This is a genomic window from Mesorhizobium sp. B2-8-9 (genome assembly GCF_006439475.1).
GTDB lineage: Bacteria > Pseudomonadota > Alphaproteobacteria > Rhizobiales > Rhizobiaceae > Mesorhizobium.
This window is the reverse complement of sequence record NZ_VFTQ01000001.1, coordinates 410,347-426,436: the sequence shown is the minus strand read 5'-3', so window position 1 is coordinate 426,436 and position 16,090 is coordinate 410,347. Positions and strand designations below refer to the sequence as shown.

Below are 16,090 nucleotides of genomic sequence, written 5' to 3'. Positions count from 1 at the left end.
CTTGACGGCGTCACATGGCGTCAGCCTTCCAGGCAGGCCGGGACAGGCGCGACGTCTTGTTGCGACGGCGATCCGCGACGCAAGCCGAAGAAGACGACGACGGCGGTGAGCACGGTGATCGTCGCCAGCACGATGAGCAGCCGGTCGAAAGCCGTCTCATAGGCTTGGACCAGGGCACTGGCGTCGGCCAAGTGCAGATGTTGCACCGTTTCGCTGATATTGCCGGTTGCCAGTAGCTGTGCCGCCGCGGCCGCTTCGGCAGGCGAGGCCAATCCTTGAGCGCCAAGCTGCGTGGCCGTGAAACCGGACAAGGCCGCCATGACGATAGCCAGGGCCACGCCCTCGCTGGCGACGCGGGTGGTGTTGAATATGCCGACCGCCATGCCGGCGCGCTCCTTTGGCACGACGCTGACGGCAAGTCCGTCCATCAGTCCCCAGGGCAAGGCGATGCCGATGCCGACCAAGACCAGCGGGAGCAGCAGCGCGTTGTCCGCCACGGGCACGCAACTGAGCCAGACCAGGCCGGCCGCGGCAGCGAGGAGGCCCACACCGCAGATGGTGGCCGGGGCGATCCGGCGTGCCGTCTGGCCGGCCAGCAGCGGCAAGATCAGCAGCGGCCCGGACAGGCAGATCATCAATTGCCCCGCCTTGATCTCGCTCATCCCCTCAATGCCGATGAAGCGGATCGGCAGGAGCACGAGCAAGACGACGAAGGCATAGGCAGGTGCGGCGGCCAGGAACTGCACGCCGACGAAACGCGGGAAGCGAAACAGTGTCAGGTCCAGCATCGGCCGGCGCACCCGCCGCTCGACAATGACGAAGGCGGCAAAGAAGATGGCTGCAACGCCGAGGAGGGCGATAACGAGGGGATTGGCCCAACCGCTCTGGGGCGCCTGCAGCACGCCGCAGGTCAGCGCGGCAAGCGCGATGGTGAAGGTGGCGGCTCCCGCCCAGTCGAGCCCGGTTGCGTCCGGGTCGCGCGATTCGGCGACGATGCGCAGGCCGAGCGCGGCGGCGGCAACGCCAAGCACCGCCACCAGAAGAAAGATCGCGCGCCAGCCGAACGCGTCGATGAGCAGGCCGGAGGCAACAGGGCCGAAGGCAAGGCCGATGCCGAAGCTGGTGCCGAGGAAGCTGAAGGCGCGCAAACGCGATTGCCCGTCGAATTCCTGGGCAAGCGCGGAGGCGCCGCCGGCGAAGGCGGCAGCGCCGCCTATGCCTTGGAGGGCCCTGAACAGGTCGAACCAGACGATGCCTGGCGCCAGCATGCAGCCCAGCGCGGCAAGCACATAGGCGGTGAGGCCGGCGAGGAAGATCCGCTTGCGGCCATGGGTGTCGGCCAGCGCTCCGGCCGCCATCAGGCCGGCGCCGAAGGTCAGCATGAAGGCATTGGTCACCCAATTGAGCTCGATCGGACTGCCGCCGAGCTCGGCGGCAATGCGGGACAACGCCACGGCGGGACCGGTGAAGCTCAACGGCATCGTCATGGCGGCAAGGCAAACCGACAGCAGCACGAGCCATCTGCCGGCCGGGCCGGTTCTGGTCATCAAAGTCATGGATTTTCCTATCCGAGGCGGGATTTTGCCGGCATGTCCTGACTGGCACAGCCGATCGCAACGACAAGATAGGGCGGCGACGTTTCCGGCAAAATAGTATTAAATCTCCGTTCATCTCGGAACAAAACGCTCGAATAGGTTCACCATGGATCGTCTCAACGGCCTTCTGGCTTTCGCCCGCACCGCCGAGCTCGGCAGTTTCGTCGCCGCCGGACAAGCGCTCGGCATTTCCGCCTCCGCCGTCGGCAAGAGCGTCGCCCGGCTCGAGCAGGAACTCGGCGTGCGTCTCCTGCAGCGCAGCACGCGGCGCATAGGTCTGACCGAGGAGGGCAAGCTTTTCAACGAGCGGGTGCGCCGCATCCTCGACGACATAGAAGACGCGGAGGCGATGCTGTCGCGTACACGCGAAACGCCGCATGGCCGGCTGCGCATCTCAACGCCGATCGTCACCTATCATCTGCTTTTGCCGGTGCTGTCGGAATTCATGGCGCGATACCCGGAAATCGAGCTCGACATCGATTTCAACGATCGCATCGTCGACGTCATCGACGAGGGTATCGACGTCGCGATCCGCAGCGGTGAGCTGCCCGATTCGCGATTGGTGTCGAGGCCGGTCGCGCCCTTTCGCATGATCTTGTGCGCGGCCGCCTCCTATCTCGATCGCCATGGCACGCCCGGCACGCCGGCGGATCTAGCGGCACATTTCGGGATACACTTCCGCTTTCTCAACAGCGGCAGGCTGCTCAACTGGCCGTTCATCACCGGGAGCGCCGAGCCGCAGATCCGTTCGATGCTGACCTGCAACAACATGGAGGCATTGAAGGGCGCTACGATTGCCGGTCTCGGCATCGCCTGCATGCCCGACTTCCTGGTGCGGGAGGCGCTGCATGACGGCAGGCTGCGCGCCGTGCTCGACGACCATGTCGACGGCCGCGGCCAGTTCCGCATGCTGTGGCCGTCCAATCGCCATCTTTCGCCGAAGGTCCGGGTCTTCGTCGATTTTCTTCCCGAGAGGCTTGCGGCGGGGCGATAGGCCCGGCAATCCAAACGAAGCTCCGCGGGGATGGTCAGTAGGTCGCGCGGCCGCCGGAGAGATCGAAGGTCGCGCCGGTGGTGAAAGAGTTCTCGTCCGACAGCATGAAGACGATCATCGCGGCGGCCTCTTCCACCTCGACGAAGCGGCCGCGCGGCACTTTGCCGAGCATATAAGCGACCTGCGCTTCCGTGAGCTGCTCGAGAATTCTGGTACGGGCGGGCGAGGGGGTCAGCGCGTTGACGGCGATGTCGTGTCCCGCGAGCTCCTTGCCGAGCGACTTGGTCAGCGCCAGCACGCCGGCCTTGGCGGCCGAATAGGCGGCGGCATTCGGATTGCCTTCCTTGCCGGCCACCGAGGAGATGTTGACGATGCGGCCGTAATTGCGCGCGACCATGCCGGGCACCAGGCGCCGGCAGCAGTAGAAGACGCCGTTGAGGTCGATATCGACGATCTGACGCCAGGCGGCGGGGTCGTAGTCCGCCACGGTCGCCGCCGGCCCGGCAATGCCGGCATTGTTGACCAGGAGATCGACGGGGCCAAGCGAGCGCTCAGTCGCGGCGGCCGCGCGATCGACGGCCTCGATCTGGGACTGGTCGCAGAGAATGGCTTCAACGCGGCCGAGCGAAGCGAGCTCGGCGACAGCCCGGGTCATTGCGGCCTGGTCGACGTCCCAGATGGCAACGCCGGCGCCCGACGACAACAGGCGCCGGGCGACCGCAAGGCCGATGCCTTGCGCGCCGCCGGTCACCACGGCGACGCGGCCGGAAAGATCGACGGCGTTCAAACGGCGTTCCATGGGCACTTCTCCTCCGCTCACTCAGAGCAATTCAGCATCCTGATAGGATTGCTGACCTCCTCTGATTTTCTATTTTTACGCAATTCCGGACGGAAAGCTGCTGAGCATTTTTCCTGAAATTCCTTTGGCATTGGATAGCTCGGATCAGGCCCCGACGTTTCGCGCCACCAGCCTGGCTACGCTTGGCCCAATGAGCAGCACGACAAGGAAGCGCGCTGTCTGCAAGGCCATGACGAAAGAGATGTCGACGTTCTGCGCCGCGGCGGCGATGTCACCCGGCCTTTTCGGGCGCAGGAAGGCCGAAGCCGCCAACGGGATGGGTCTCGATCTGGAATTCGAAGCCGGCGATGAAGGGACGCGCCCTGGCGATCGCCGCCTGGACTTCCGGCAGCTGCAGCGATGCCTTATGGCTCGCCTGGTCGGTCCACACTTCGGTGACCCAGATGGCGTCGGCGTCGGCTGGATCGGTGGCGATGATGTAGCTCAGGCAGCCGGGGAGAGCGCCGGTGCTTTCGCGCAGCACGTCCATGACCGCATCGCGCTGGCCGCGCGCTGCCCGCATCTTGCCGATCAGTCCGTACATGCCCTTGATCTCCTCCAGGTTGTGCGCTGCATGGAGTATGCAGTCGACCGCTCACGGCATCAACTGGCCACCATTGACCTCGATCACCTGGCCGATGATGTAACCGCTCAACAGATCGGACGACAGGAACAGGTAAGCGCCGACGCAATCCTCCGGCGTTCCGGCGCGCCCTTGCGGAATGGTGGCGACCATGGCCTTGATCTGCTCGGCGTTCGAATAGCGTTCGTGGAAGGGCGTCAAGATCGTGCCGGGCGCCACAGCGTTGACGCGGATGCCGAAGCCGATCAGCTCCTTGGCCATGCCGCGCGTCACGTTGGAAACGAAGGCCTTGGACGATCCGTAAAGTCCGGCGCCGCCGCCGGCGCCGTTACGGGCGGCGATCGAGGTGGTGTTGATGATGAAGCCGCCCTGGCGCTTCAGCCAGGGAATCGCCTTGCGCGAAGCGGTAAGCACCGAGCGCGCATTGAGGTCCATCACGGCGTCGTAATGCGCCTCGTCCTGGTCGGCATAGGCGACGCGGCCAAGCATGCCGCCGGCATTGTTGACCAGGCCGTCGAGCCGGCCGAAATGGTTTGCGCTCTCTTCGACCACACGCTCGACGTCGGCAGGTTTCGAGAAGTCGCCCTGGACCAGGAACACCTCGCCGCCACCGTCGCGAATGGATCCGGCCACGGTTTCGGCGGGAGCGCGGCTTGCATTGAAATGCAGCGCGACGCGGCATTTCTGCGCCGCATAGGCACGGGCAAGTGCCGCGCCGATCCCGGTCGAAGCGCCGGTGACCAGCACCGCCTTGCCGGCAAGATCGGGGATGGCAAGTGTCGTCATGTCGGCTGGCCTCCGAGTTGCCATCCTTCGTAGGCCATTGCCTGCCTGCCGTTCAAGCCCGGTCGCGCTCAGGGCCTGAGATATAGATAGCCTTGGTGCTGCAGTTCGGCGAGCTTCACGACGCCGCCTTTCTCGGTAAGCTCGAAGCCCGCCAGCAGGTCGGTCAGTGTGATATCCATGCCGTGCAGGGTGTTGCCGCAGGCTTGCGGGACGAGTCCCCGCTGAACAAGGCCGGCGAAGCGGCTGGAAACAGCGCCGGATGCGCCCTTGGCTTTGAAAGCGGCCAGAGCCGGACCGTGCACCACAAGTACGATATCGACATTGCCGCCGGTGCCTTCATAGTGGTTCTTGATGTTGCCGAGGACGAAGTTGACCTTGTCGGCGTCGCTGAGGTGATAGGCGACTTTCAGCCTTCCCTCAGGCGTTGCCGCATTTGCACGGCTCAGGCCGAACAGGCCCGCGGCGCCCGCGAGACCGGCACGAAAAATGTCACGGCGCAGCATCCTGTCCTCCCTTGCCTTGCCCGTTCGCTCAATTTTGCATGGTCCGGGCGCTCCTAGATTACTGCGTTTCACGGAAACGGCGAAACGCCCTATCTCCTTGTTTTTACGCAATTCCGAACGGAAAACTGCTCACACTTTTCCTGGAATTGCTCTAGCATGAAGCCAGTCCTGTGGCGGGAGGAGGATCATATGGCATCGAGGATCGTTGTGGGGAGGGCCATGGCGGGCGCGGTGCTTTGCGCCGCCCTTGTCGCTTTTGCCGGCGTAGCACGCGCCGAACAACCGCCCAAGCTTCCCGAGCTCAGCCCGACTGGCGCCGACGCCTGCTTCGGCCGTGTCTACGACGCCGCCCATCTCAAGGCGCATCCGCGCCAGAAGGTGGCGCGCATCTTCTTCTTCTACGGCCATGACCCGGTCAGCCGGACGAACGAAGAACCCGCCGCCAACCAGGATACGTCCTATAACGGCTTCCTCACCACAACGGTGCGCGGCGCCAAGAAGCCGGAATGGGCGAGCAGCTGGTGCAACAACGAGGATCCAAGCGACAAGGCGAGCGGCATCCGTTGCGGCATGGACTGCGACAGGACGCTGGCTTCGCTGAAAGTCGACGACAAGGGGAAGCTTCTTCTGTCCGGCCTGTCGCCAGACGTCTATCTCGACCCGGATTCGGAAGAGCAGCTCGGCGAGGCCGAGTACAACAAGCAGACGCTGGGCAGCGAGGACGACAATTTCAAGCTGGACCCGATGCCGGCCGAGACCTGCAAGGCGGAGTTCGCGCGCATCGACCCGATCGACCCTGCGCTGGGCGAGCCGCTGCGCGTGCGGCTCAAGCCCGATCAGCCCTTCTGCTTCGGGCGTGACTACGACGATGCGCATCTGAAGTCGCATCCCAACCAGCTGACGCAATCGATCCGTATTTTCCGCGGACCGGTCGAGCTCGCCTCCTTCGCCGCCGGGGGCGATGCCGCGAACTGGCCGGATGGGGCGGATATCGCCGTTTCGGTGACGACGAGGCAGAAAGGGAAAAAGGTCACGCAGACCTATTCCTGCCAGGGCGAGGCCGATCAGTGGCGCTGCTCGGCCAGTTCCAAGATGAGCGATTTTTCCTGCGACGTCTCGCAGAAGGAGATCTTCCTCAAGCGCGGCGTCAACGGCACGATGATGGTCGCGAACCCCAACAATGCGGTGGCGGTCCTCGATCTCTGCTCGAAGGCGGCGAGCGGCAAGACCAGGTCCGACGACAAGGTCTATCGGCTGCAGCCGATGCCGCAGTCGGCATGCGCTCCGTAACCAGCGCTTCGTCATTCTATGGCGGAGCAAGGAGCGAAGCGACGCGGCGCAGACCATAGAAGCCAACGCCGTGGGTTGGAAGCGCCGCTGCGGTGCAGAATTTTGCTCCGTTGCGCTCCTTGGCGAAGGCAACGGCATGGATTCTAGGGTCTTCGCGACGGAGCTTCGCTCCTGCTCCGCCCTAGAATGACGAAATTGAGAGGCTCCGGCCAATCTCCAATGTCTGCCGTGCTGCCACCGTCAGGCGAAAGGCACTGCCGCGGTGCCTTTCGGCAGCTTGGCTTCGTCGTCCGGCTCGACATGGATGGTGACGCGCACCGAGGGGATCTCGGCCTTCAGCGCGTCCTCGATGCGGTCGCAGATGACATGGCTGGCGCCGACGGTCATGTCGGCGTCGACCACGAGATGGAACTCGATGAAGGTGGCGCGCCCGGCAATGCGCGTCTTGAGATCATGCACCTCGAGCGCGCCCTTCGAATTGGCCGATATGATGTTGCGGATCTGCATGTGCTCATGGTTGTCGACGGCGCGGTCCATCAGCCCGCTCATCGACGAGCCGATGACATGCCAGCCCTGCCACAGGATGTTGAGCGCGACGATCACTGCCAGCGCCGGGTCGAGGACCTGCCAGCCGGTGAGCACGGCACCGACAAGACCGCCGAACACGCCGACGGATGTTACCACGTCGGTCATGATGTGCTGGCCGTCGGCGACAAGCGCAGGCGACTTCGCATTCCGGCCGGCGCGGATCAGCGTCCAGGCCCAGATCGCATTGATGACCGTCGCGAGGCCGTTAACGGCAAGTCCTTCCCAAGGCTGTTCCAGCGGGGCCGGATGTTGCCAGGACTGCCAGACCTCGTTGAGGATCAGCAGCGCCGCGACGACGATCAGCACGCCTTCGAGGACGGCGGAAAAATATTCGGCTTTATGATGGCCGAAGGGATGGTCCTGGTCGGCGGGCTTGTAGCTGACCTGGATCGCCCAGAAGGCGGCGGCCGATGCGATCACGTTGACGATCGATTCCAGCGCGTCGGAATAGAGCGCCACGGAACCGGTGATGTACCAGGCGGCAAGCTTCAAGACGAGCACCACGAAGGCGACCAGGATCGACGAGAAGGCAAGCCTGGCAATCTTCTCGCGGGTCGCGGCTTTCGCCGCGGCCGCCACCGTGTCCTGCGTCGCAGCCATAGGTCCTACGCGGCCTTTTCCTTGGCCTTGCGCGGCAGATGCGCGACAATGTTTTCGATGATGCGCATGCCGGCATTGTGACCGAGCGTCATGATCGATTCCGGATGGAACTGCACCGCCGCGATCGGCTCCTTGCGGTGCTCGAAAGCCATGATGATGCCGTCCTCGGTCTCGGCGGTCACCACGAAACCGTCGGGCAGGCGCACCGGGTCGGCGAAAATCGAGTGATAGCGGCCGACGGTCACTTCCTTGGGCAGGCCTGAGAAGATGATGCCGGGCTTCGAAACGCGGATGCGCGACGGTTTGCCATGCATGGGGATGTGCAACTGCCTGAGCTCGCCGCCATAGGCCTCGGCCAATGCCTGCAGGCCGAGACAGACGCCGAAGATCGGCAGGTCGCGGCTGCGCGCTCGTCTGATGGTGGCGGCGCAGTCGAAATCCTTCGGCGTGCCAGGGCCGGGCGACAGCACGACGAGGTCCGGCTTCAACCGCTCGAAGACCTCCTCCGGCACCGGCGAGCGAACCGTGGAGACGTTGGCGCCGGTCTGGCGGAAGTAGTTGGCCAAGGTATGGACGAAACTGTCCTCATGGTCGACCAGCAGGATGTTGACGCCGTCGCCGACGCGCGCGGTGGTGCGCTCGGTTCCGGTGGCGTTGCCGGTCTTGGCGTCGCGGATGGCGGAGAGCATGGCGGATGCCTTCAGTTCGGTTTCGGCTTCTTCTTCCTCGGGAATGCTGTCGAAAAGCAGTGTGGCGCCGGCGCGGACCTCGGCGATGCCGTCCTTGATGCGGATGGTGCGCAAGGTCAGCCCGGTGTTCATGTCGCCATTGAAATTGACCATGCCGACCGCCCCGCCATACCAGGCGCGCGGGCTCTTCTCGTTCTGCTCGATGAAGCGCATGGCCCACAGTTTCGGCGCGCCGGTGACGGTGACCGCCCAGGCATGCGAGAGAAACGCGTCGAAGGCGTCCATGCCTTCGCGCAGTCTACCCTCGATGTGGTCGACAGTGTGGATCAGGCGCGAATACATCTCGATCTGGCGGCGGCCGATGACGCGCACGGAGCCTGGCTCGCAGACGCGCGACTTGTCGTTGCGGTCGACGTCCGAGCACATGGTGAGCTCGGACTCATCCTTCTTCGAGTTGAGCAGCTTCAGGATCTGCTCGCTGTCGGAAATGGCGTCGTCGCCGCGTTTGATGGTGCCGGAGATCGGGCAGGTCTCGACGCGGCGGCCGTTGACGCGCACGAACATCTCCGGCGAGGCACCGATCAGATATTCGTTCTCGCCGAGATTGATGAAGAAGGAATAGGGCGAGGGGTTGATCGATTTCAGCTTGCGCGAGATGTCGGAAGGCTGGGTCTCGCAGCGCTCGTAGAACATCTGTCCAGGCACGACCTCGAACAGGTCGCCGCGCTTGAAGCTCTCCATGGCGCGGCGCACCAGGTTGGCGTATTCGCCCGGCTCATGGTCGCCGCGCGGCGGGATGCGGTCGGCGGTCTTGAACGGCTCGGCATGGGCATCGCGGGCCAAGCCCTCGGTCGAAAAACCGTCGCCGGAATAGTCGTAGCGGTCGGTCCAGGCCTTGGTCGAATAATGGTCGACGACGAGGATCTCGTCGGGCAGGAACAGCACCAGGTCGCGCTGGCTCTCCTTGCGCTCGAGCTTGTAGTCGACAGGATCGAACTGGAAAGCTAGGTCGTAGCCGAAGGCGCCGTAAAGGCCGAGATTGGCGTCCTCGGCGGTCTTGAACAGCGCGGTGATGGCGCGCAGCACCGTGAACACGGACGGTACGCGGCTGCGCTCCTCCTCGGTGAAGACACGGCCGGGCTTTGCCACATCGAGGTGGATGAGCGTCTTCGAGGTCTCGACGATCGTCACTTCACTGAGCTCGCCAAGCGCCTTGCCGATCACCGGCAGCAACACTTCGCCGCGCTTGTTCAGCGCTTCGATGCGCATGGTGCGCCCTCGCGCGGAAATCACCAGCGGCGGATCGATGATGGCGGTATCCCAGCGCGTGTAGCGGCCCGGATATTCGTAGTTGGAGGAAAACACCGCGCCGCGGCGCGAATTCAGGCCGTCGACATAGGCATCGATCGCGCCTTCATAGGGCCGGTCGTGCCGCTCGCGGGTGATCGTCACGCCGCCCGCGGTGATGAAGCGCTCGGCCCCGTTGTCCAGAACTTTAGTCGTCATTGCCGTCTCCATCAGCGTCTTGGGCAACGGACCCGGGAATGGCGTTAAAAAACAAATGGCCGCCCGGATATTCCGCTGCGGCCACCCTCTTTTTCACGCGCACAAGCACGAACAGGCCGCTGTCAGCGAGCCCACCACCAAATGGTCTTGTTCGAACGCATGTTCATGGCCACTCCCATAGCGGCGAATGGAGGTCCATGCAACTGGATTTCACGGCGGATGGTGAAAGCCGCTACGCCTCAGTCTTCCAGCGTGCCGGAGCGTGCATCGGTGCTCCTGGCGTCGCCGGCGAGCTTCAGAAGATCCTCGCCGGCGCGGATGATGCGGCGCGCGCGGCGGGTCAGGATGAAGCCCGACTGAGGGGCGAACACTTCCGTGCGGCCGCCGGCCTCGCCGGGCGCGTGGACGATCGTCGCCAGCCTTTCGCCTTTCTTGACGCGGTCGCCGGGTTTGACCTCGTAAAGGATCGCGCCGGCCCTGGGCGAAGGCATCATGTCGATGTTTTCCAGCGGTACGACCGGTCCGGAAAATTTCTCGAATTTCGGCACGGATGAGTCCCGGACGACGCCGCGCGTCACAAGCAGTCGGTAAAGTCCCGCGGCATCGGCCGCGGCGAAGGCGGCGTCGACATCGAGCATGCCGCGATATTCGACCGTGGTGACGGCGCGGCGATCGAAACGCGCGACGCTCGCCGGCACGTTCTGGTAGGGCATGATCGAGGCGCCTTCGAAGGTGCCGGTATCGTCCTCGCTCCACAGCAGGACGGCTTCGGCGCCCATGGCCGCCGCGCAATCGGCCATATGCGGCCACAGGCTGGTGTGGATGTAGAGATAGGCCAGACCTTCGTCGTCGCAGTGGAGGTCAAGCACGATATCGTTGCCGAGCGAGAGCTGGACGAGCCGGTTCTTCAGCCGGCGATCGGCGCCGCCGAGGCTGACATCCGGCAGAAGCCTGGCGTCGGGCGCGGCAAGCAGCGGAAAGGAGCGATTGAAGTTGGTGCGGGTGCCGAGATTGAAGCGGCCCTGGTGCTCGCCGAAATGATATTGCGCGCGGCCGATCGGGTTGGCCCAGGGTACGATGGTGATCGGACCCTTGATGCGGCCCTCGGCCTCCGCCTTGGCCAGCATCGGCATCAGCGCGTCGATGGCGACGACGCCCGGCAGCTCGCCGGCATGCAGCGCCGCCTGCAGATAGGCGGAAGGAGCCGCCTTGTCCTTGCCCTCGAAGCGCAAGACCGGAAATTCGTAGGCGACACCCTCGCTGTCGCCGGCGATGCGTTCGATCGTCTTCTGCATGGGATATCTCCGCGTGAGGAGGTTTCAGCCATGCATTGTTGCGATCGGGCTGTCGAGTGGTCCAGCCTCGCCGGGCTATCGGGGCAGGGCGGCTACGGCGAAGACGCCGAGCCCTGCTACGGCGAAGACGCCGAGCCTAACCGCAGCGCTTTTTTCCTGGAATTGCTCTACTCCAGCGGCTTCAGCTCCTGGGCGATGGTCGGCAGCAGCTCCGAGACATTGGGGTGTATGTGCATGGCGCGCGCCAGCGTCGAGATCGGCGCCTTGGCGTACATGAGGTCGAGCACGCAGTGGATCGCCTCATCGCCGCCCGGGCCGAGCACGGAGCAGCCGAGGATTTCACCGGTGTCGGCATCGGCCAGGATCTTCATGAAGCCTTGCGTCTCGCCCTTCTCGACCGCGCGGCCGACACGCGTCATCGGCCGCTGTCCGACCAGCGCGCGGCGGCCGGATTTCTTCACGGCGGCTTCCGTCATGCCGCAGCGCCCGAGCGGCGGATCGATATAGAGCGCATAGGCTTCGATGCGGTCGCTCACCTTGCGCGGATCGTTGTCGAGCAGGTTGGCGGCGACGATCTCGAAGTCGTTGTAGGAGGTGTGGGTGAAGGCGCCCTTGCCGTTGCAGTCGCCCATCGCCCAGATGCCCGGCACATTGGTGCGCAACTGGTCGTCGACGACGATATAGCCGCGCTGGTCGACCGCGACGCCGGCCTTGTCGAGGCCGAGATCGTCGGTGTTGGGCTTGCGCCCCAGCGCCAGCAGCACATGCGAGCCGACCGCCGGCGGCTTGCCGGCGGCGAAGGTGACGGCGATCCCATTGCCTTGCCTGGCAAAGGCGATGTCGTCCGCGCCGACATGGACGGCGATGCCTTCGTTTTCGAGTATCGATTGGATGGCGGCGGAGGTGTCCTCGTCCTCGCGGCCGGTCAGCCGCGGCGCCTTCTCGATTACCGTGACCTCGGAGCCGAAGCGGCGGAACATCTGCGCGAATTCGAGCGAGATATAGCTGCCGCCGATGACGATCAGGTGGCTGGGCAGCACATCGAGATCCATCATCGAGGAATTGGTGAGATAGGGTACGTCGTTGACGCCAGGCAGATCGGGCACCGAGGCGCGGCCGCCGGTGTTGAGGAAGATCTTTGGCGCGGTGAGCAGCTCGTCGCCGACGCGCACCGTGTCGGCGGTGACGAAACGGGCATGGTCGCGATAAAGCGTGCAGCCCTTCATTCCGGCGATCCATTTTTCGAGGTTGCCGCGGGCGTCGTTGGTGACCTTGTCCTTGCGCGCCTTGATGCGTTTGTAGTCCACGCCGACGGGGCCTGAGAGAGCGACACCGTAGTCGGCGGCGCGGCGGGCGAGATGCGCGGCATAGGCGCTCGCCACCATCGCCTTGGTCGGCATGCAGCCGGTGTTGACGCAGGTGCCGCCGATGAACTTGCGCTCGATCAGCGCAACCTTCATGCCGGCGGCCTCGAGCCGGCCGACAAGCGGCGGCCCGGCCTGGCCGGCGCCGATGACGATGGCGTCGAAGCTCTTTGCGCTCATGCGACGGACGCCACGACGAGCAGCCCGCCGATGATGGCCACCGCATCCTCGATGAAGGCGGCGGGCTGATCCTTGCCGAATGCGGCGGCCAGCCGGCCGCGGACCTCGGCGCCGCCCAGCGTGCCGATCACCGCGCCGATCGCGCCGGCGACCAGGCCGCCGATGGTGGCGCCGGCGGTCGCGCCGATCACCGCGCCGCAGAAGGCGCCGACGACGATGCGGGTGCCGAACTGCGGCGGCACCTTGCGGCTCGGCGTCGACGGCAGCTGGTCGGCGACCAGCTCGACGATGGCCAGGATGGTGAAGATGCCGACAGTGATCCAGTGGCCCATGAAGCTCGCCCAGGTGCCCGTGACCGGCAGCCAGCCGAGATAGGAACCCCAGGCGACGGCGGCGGGCGCGGTCATGGCGCGCAGGCCGGCAATGACGCCTATCAGCAGGGCGAGAATGTAAAGCATGATCGGCCCCCTCAAACCGAGACCTTCGCATGGCCTCGCAACGGCAGGCTAGCACAAGCCAGGCGTTTGGCTACGGGGCTTTTGACAGACGATCGATTATGCTTTGGCAGCAGACGAAACCCTGGAGGGCCACCATGACGACAAGCGAACGCATAAAGATGGCGGCGGGCGAATGGTACACCTGCATCGACGATGAGCTCGAGGCGTTGCGCATCGCCGCACGCGATGCGGTGTTCGAGCACAACAGCCTGCCGCCCCGGCAGCGCGGTGATATCGCCCCGGCCCTGCAGGCGCTGCTCGGTGGCGCGGGCGAGGGGGCGCGCATCGAGGCGCCGTTCCATTGCGCGTACGGGTTCAACATCCATCTCGGCGACGGCGTCTTCCTCAATGCCGGCTGCACCATCCTCGATACCGCGCCGGTGCGCATCGGCAAGGGGACGATGCTGGGGCCCAATGTGCAGATCTACTGCGCCGAGCATCATCGCGAAGCTGCCGGCCGGCTGGCCGGGCTGGAGATCGCCAGGCCGGTAAGGATCGGCGACAATGCCTGGATCGGCGGCAGCGCGGTGATCCTCGCCGGCGTCAGCATAGGCGAGGGCGCCATCGTCGGCGCGGGCGCGGTGGTGACCCGCGACGTACCGGCCAACGCGACCGTCGTCGGCAACCCGGCACGGGCCGTTACAAAAGGCTGAGTCCGTCTGACGCCTTGGTGCTTCTGGAAAACTCGCGCCGGTACTGCCTCGGCGAGGTCCTGAGCCGCGCGGCGAAATGCTGGCGCAGCGAGGTGGCGCTGCCGAACCCGGCTTCGAAGGCCACGATGTCCATCGATTTGTCCGTCTGCTCCAGCAGCCTCTGTGCAAGTGCCACGCGCTGGTCGGCAAGCCAGTCGCCGAAACTGGTGCGTATCGACTTCTGGAAGCGGCGTGTGAAGGTGCGGCGGGTGAGGCCGGCCGCATCGGCGACGCTGTCGAGGCTGTGCGGTTCGCCGAGCGTCGCCCGCACCTGGTCGAGAGCGCGCGAGAACCGGTCGGCATTCGGCGTCGGCGCAAGCGGGCGCTCGATGAACTGCGCCTGGCCGCCCTGCCGATGCGGCGAGAGCACGACGTGGCGGGCAAGCCGAAGGGCGGCCTCCGCGCCATAGCGGGCGCGAACGATGTGCAGGCAGCAGTCGAGGCCGGCGGCGACGCCGGCGGAGGTGACGATGTCGCCATCGTCGACATAGAGCACGTCCGCATCGATCGCGATGTCGGGATGCAGCGCCTGCAGCCGGTCGGTATAGGCCCAGTGGGTGGTTGCCCTGCGCCCGGCCAGCAATCCGGCGCCGGCAATGGCGAAGGTGCCGAGGCACAAGCCGACGATCAAAGCGCCGCGCCGATGCGCGCGCTGCAGCGCGTCCTTGAACGGCGCGGCCAAAGGATCCTCGAGATCCTTCCAACTCGGGATGATGACGATGTCGGCCTCGTCGAGCGCCGAAAGCCCATGCGGCACGACGATGCTCAGCCCCGCATCGGTATGAATGGGTCCCTCGTCCATCGCACAGACGCGGAAGTCGAAGCGCGGCAGGCCAAGGTTGGTTCGATCGGTGCCGAACACTAGGCACGGCACAGAGAGGTGGAAAGGACTGATGCCGTCGAAGGCGACGGCGGCGATGATCGGATTCTTCATGGCAAGCATCGTTTCGTTGAAAGTTGAATGTCCCAATTTTTTCGAATGATGTCAATCGGGACACTTTCTCGACTCGAAACATCGGCCTAGCTTTGCGCCCATCAACCCGGTCGAAAGGAAAACCGTCATGTCAGCACCAGCCACCCAGCCGCGCCGCGCGCTTGTCGTCGTCGATGTCCAGAACGACTACAATGGCGGCAACCTCGCCATCCAGCATCCGCCCTTCAACGAGACCGTCGCCAATGTGGCGCGCGCCATGGATGCCGCCGCGGCGGCCGGCATCAAAACCGTCGTCGTCAAGCAGATGGCGCCCGAGACCTCGCCGATCTTTGCCAAGGGCAGCCATGGCGGCGAGTTGCATGCCGAGATCGCCAGGCGCGGCCGCGACCACTATGTCGAAAAGACGCTGCCTTCGGCCTTCACCGGCACGGATCTCGAAGCCTGGCTGCGCGCCAACGCTATCGATACGATCGCAGTCGTCGGCTATATGACCCACAATTGCGATCTGTCGACCATAATCCACGCGGTGCATATGGGTTTTGCCGTCGAGTTCCTTTCGGATGCCAGCGGCTCGGTGCCCTATGCCAACAGCGCCGGCTACGCGTCCGCCGAGGACATACACCGGGTGGTGAGCGTCGTCTTGCAGTCGCGCTTCGCTGCGGTGCTCGAGACCGCCGAGTGGATCGATTGCCTGAAGACCGGGAAGCTGCCCGAGCGCGACACGATCTATGCGTCCAACCAGCGGGCCCTGCAGCGGAACGCCGCGTAGCCCGAAGCCGTTCAAAAGCAAGGGCGCCGCCAGGATGCGGCGCCTTTTTCTTGGCGCCAAATATCCAGCAAGAGCGTGAGCCATTTCACGGACGCCGTTCCGGTATTTTCAGAAAGTCGCCGCATGTGAATAAGCGCGGATGGCTCGGGGGGCTGGATTGAAGGCGCGCGTTGCACGAACTTTGGTCGTCCTGACCCTCGCTGTCGGCGCGGCGCTGCTGCCGTGGCCCGCCTTCGCGCAAGTGCCGCCGCATGCGCCAGGCACGATCTGCTTCACCCAATTCTTCTGGTGCTGGGCGCAACCGCCCGGGCCGGCCGGCTATCCCTGCGGATGCCCGTCGCAATATGGCTTCGTGCAGGGTTATCTGGGCTAGTCGTCGGGGGGCGC

The 16,090-nt window shown here is 65.0% G+C and carries 16 protein-coding genes and 1 pseudogene; 5 read left to right on the top strand and 12 right to left on the bottom strand.

The window, feature by feature from the left end; all coding sequences use genetic code 11:
* Nucleotides 1-20 precede the first annotated feature (20 nt).
* On the bottom strand, nt 21-1,556 hold the full coding sequence (locus FJ423_RS02190; RefSeq protein ID WP_140838792.1) for an MFS transporter: 1,536 nt from the start codon (nt 1,554-1,556) through the stop codon (nt 21-23).
* Nucleotides 1,557-1,701: 145 nt separating this feature from the next.
* Between FJ423_RS02190 and FJ423_RS02185 the strand changes: the two genes are divergently transcribed.
* Nucleotides 1,702-2,589 carry a LysR family transcriptional regulator gene (locus FJ423_RS02185; RefSeq protein ID WP_140838790.1) on the top strand — a complete coding sequence of 296 codons (888 nt, stop codon included), beginning with the start codon at nt 1,702-1,704 and terminating at the stop codon, nt 2,587-2,589.
* Nucleotides 2,590-2,623: 34 nt separating this feature from the next.
* On the opposite strand, the gene FJ423_RS02180 is transcribed toward FJ423_RS02185, so the two are convergent.
* From FJ423_RS02180 to FJ423_RS02160, 5 genes and pseudogenes are all read right to left on the bottom strand, one after another.
* Nucleotides 2,624-3,376, bottom strand: a complete 753-nt coding sequence (locus tag FJ423_RS02180) for an SDR family NAD(P)-dependent oxidoreductase (RefSeq protein WP_140838852.1) — start codon at nt 3,374-3,376, stop codon at nt 2,624-2,626.
* Between the two features lie 156 nt (nt 3,377-3,532).
* Nucleotides 3,533-3,658, bottom strand: a pseudogene (locus FJ423_RS33990) (AbrB family transcriptional regulator); the annotation flags it as partial.
* 1 nt (nt 3,659) lies between these two features.
* Nucleotides 3,660-3,971, bottom strand: coding sequence for a putative quinol monooxygenase (locus FJ423_RS02170; RefSeq protein ID WP_095766458.1), 312 nt, complete (start codon nt 3,969-3,971; stop codon nt 3,660-3,662).
* Nucleotides 3,972-4,022: 51 nt separating this feature from the next.
* The gene (locus FJ423_RS02165; protein WP_181174695.1) at nt 4,023-4,796 is read right to left on the bottom strand and encodes an SDR family oxidoreductase; all 774 of its coding nucleotides are present in this window, start codon (nt 4,794-4,796) and stop codon (nt 4,023-4,025) included.
* Nucleotides 4,797-4,864: 68 nt separating this feature from the next.
* Nucleotides 4,865-5,299 (bottom strand): DsrE family protein, encoded by a 435-nt coding sequence (locus FJ423_RS02160; protein ID WP_140838786.1) that lies wholly within the window; start codon nt 5,297-5,299, stop codon nt 4,865-4,867.
* A gap of 189 nt (nt 5,300-5,488) precedes the next feature.
* On the opposite strand from FJ423_RS02160, the gene FJ423_RS02155 reads away from it, so the two are divergent.
* On the top strand, nt 5,489-6,589 hold the full coding sequence (locus FJ423_RS02155; protein WP_140838784.1) for a hypothetical protein: 1,101 nt from the start codon (nt 5,489-5,491) through the stop codon (nt 6,587-6,589).
* A 240-nt stretch (nt 6,590-6,829) separates the two neighbouring features.
* On the opposite strand, the gene FJ423_RS02150 is transcribed toward FJ423_RS02155, so the two are convergent.
* From FJ423_RS02150 to FJ423_RS02130, 5 genes are all read right to left on the bottom strand, one after another.
* Nucleotides 6,830-7,777 carry a cation diffusion facilitator family transporter gene (locus tag FJ423_RS02150; RefSeq protein ID WP_140838782.1) on the bottom strand — a complete coding sequence of 316 codons (948 nt, stop codon included), beginning with the start codon at nt 7,775-7,777 and terminating at the stop codon, nt 6,830-6,832.
* 5 nt (nt 7,778-7,782) lie between these two features.
* On the bottom strand, nt 7,783-9,972 hold the full coding sequence (locus tag FJ423_RS02145) for an anthranilate synthase (RefSeq protein ID WP_140838780.1): 2,190 nt from the start codon (nt 9,970-9,972) through the stop codon (nt 7,783-7,785).
* Between the two features lie 239 nt (nt 9,973-10,211).
* Nucleotides 10,212-11,267 (bottom strand): succinylglutamate desuccinylase/aspartoacylase family protein, encoded by a 1,056-nt coding sequence (locus tag FJ423_RS02140; RefSeq protein WP_140838778.1) that lies wholly within the window; start codon nt 11,265-11,267, stop codon nt 10,212-10,214.
* Nucleotides 11,268-11,434: 167 nt separating this feature from the next.
* Complete coding sequence (locus FJ423_RS02135; RefSeq protein ID WP_140838776.1) at nt 11,435-12,811, bottom strand: FAD-containing oxidoreductase; 1,377 nt, start codon at nt 12,809-12,811, stop codon at nt 11,435-11,437.
* Nucleotides 12,808-13,269, bottom strand: coding sequence for a DUF4126 domain-containing protein (locus FJ423_RS02130; RefSeq protein WP_140838774.1), 462 nt, complete (start codon nt 13,267-13,269; stop codon nt 12,808-12,810). Before FJ423_RS02130 ends, FJ423_RS02135 begins: the two co-directional genes overlap by 4 nt.
* A 134-nt stretch (nt 13,270-13,403) precedes the next feature.
* On the opposite strand from FJ423_RS02130, the gene FJ423_RS02125 reads away from it, so the two are divergent.
* Nucleotides 13,404-13,961, top strand: a complete 558-nt coding sequence (locus FJ423_RS02125) for a sugar O-acetyltransferase (protein ID WP_140838772.1) — start codon at nt 13,404-13,406, stop codon at nt 13,959-13,961.
* Here the strand turns inward: FJ423_RS02125 and FJ423_RS02120 are convergent.
* The gene (locus FJ423_RS02120; protein ID WP_140838770.1) at nt 13,948-14,934 is read right to left on the bottom strand and encodes a helix-turn-helix domain-containing protein; all 987 of its coding nucleotides are present in this window, start codon (nt 14,932-14,934) and stop codon (nt 13,948-13,950) included. The genes FJ423_RS02125 and FJ423_RS02120 overlap by 14 nt on opposite strands.
* A gap of 127 nt (nt 14,935-15,061) precedes the next feature.
* On the opposite strand from FJ423_RS02120, the gene FJ423_RS02115 reads away from it, so the two are divergent.
* Both FJ423_RS02115 and FJ423_RS02110 read left to right on the top strand, forming a co-directional pair.
* Complete coding sequence (locus FJ423_RS02115) at nt 15,062-15,703, top strand: cysteine hydrolase family protein (protein ID WP_140838768.1); 642 nt, start codon at nt 15,062-15,064, stop codon at nt 15,701-15,703.
* A gap of 157 nt (nt 15,704-15,860) precedes the next feature.
* On the top strand, nt 15,861-16,076 hold the full coding sequence (locus tag FJ423_RS02110) for a hypothetical protein (protein WP_140838766.1): 216 nt from the start codon (nt 15,861-15,863) through the stop codon (nt 16,074-16,076).
* The last annotated feature ends 14 nt before the right edge of the window (nt 16,077-16,090 follow it).

Excerpts from the sequence above, each read along its gene's own strand:
- FJ423_RS02190 (WP_140838792.1), bottom strand. The coding sequence starts at position 1,556 with ATGACTTTGATGACCAGAACCGGCCCGGCCGGCAGATGGCTCGTGCTG.
- FJ423_RS02185 (WP_140838790.1), top strand. The coding sequence starts at position 1,702 with ATGGATCGTCTCAACGGCCTTCTGGCTTTCGCCCGCACCGCCGAGCTC.
- FJ423_RS02170 (WP_095766458.1), bottom strand. The coding sequence starts at position 3,971 with ATGTACGGACTGATCGGCAAGATGCGGGCAGCGCGCGGCCAGCGCGAT.
- FJ423_RS02165 (WP_181174695.1), bottom strand. The coding sequence starts at position 4,796 with ATGACGACACTTGCCATCCCCGATCTTGCCGGCAAGGCGGTGCTGGTC.
- FJ423_RS02160 (WP_140838786.1), bottom strand. The coding sequence starts at position 5,299 with ATGCTGCGCCGTGACATTTTTCGTGCCGGTCTCGCGGGCGCCGCGGGC.
- FJ423_RS02155 (WP_140838784.1), top strand. The coding sequence starts at position 5,489 with ATGGCATCGAGGATCGTTGTGGGGAGGGCCATGGCGGGCGCGGTGCTT.
- FJ423_RS02150 (WP_140838782.1), bottom strand. The coding sequence starts at position 7,777 with ATGGCTGCGACGCAGGACACGGTGGCGGCCGCGGCGAAAGCCGCGACC.
- FJ423_RS02145 (WP_140838780.1), bottom strand. The coding sequence starts at position 9,972 with ATGACGACTAAAGTTCTGGACAACGGGGCCGAGCGCTTCATCACCGCG.
- FJ423_RS02140 (WP_140838778.1), bottom strand. The coding sequence starts at position 11,267 with ATGCAGAAGACGATCGAACGCATCGCCGGCGACAGCGAGGGTGTCGCC.
- FJ423_RS02135 (WP_140838776.1), bottom strand. The coding sequence starts at position 12,811 with ATGAGCGCAAAGAGCTTCGACGCCATCGTCATCGGCGCCGGCCAGGCC.
- FJ423_RS02130 (WP_140838774.1), bottom strand. The coding sequence starts at position 13,269 with ATGCTTTACATTCTCGCCCTGCTGATAGGCGTCATTGCCGGCCTGCGC.
- FJ423_RS02125 (WP_140838772.1), top strand. The coding sequence starts at position 13,404 with ATGACGACAAGCGAACGCATAAAGATGGCGGCGGGCGAATGGTACACC.
- FJ423_RS02120 (WP_140838770.1), bottom strand. The coding sequence starts at position 14,934 with ATGAAGAATCCGATCATCGCCGCCGTCGCCTTCGACGGCATCAGTCCT.
- FJ423_RS02115 (WP_140838768.1), top strand. The coding sequence starts at position 15,062 with ATGTCAGCACCAGCCACCCAGCCGCGCCGCGCGCTTGTCGTCGTCGAT.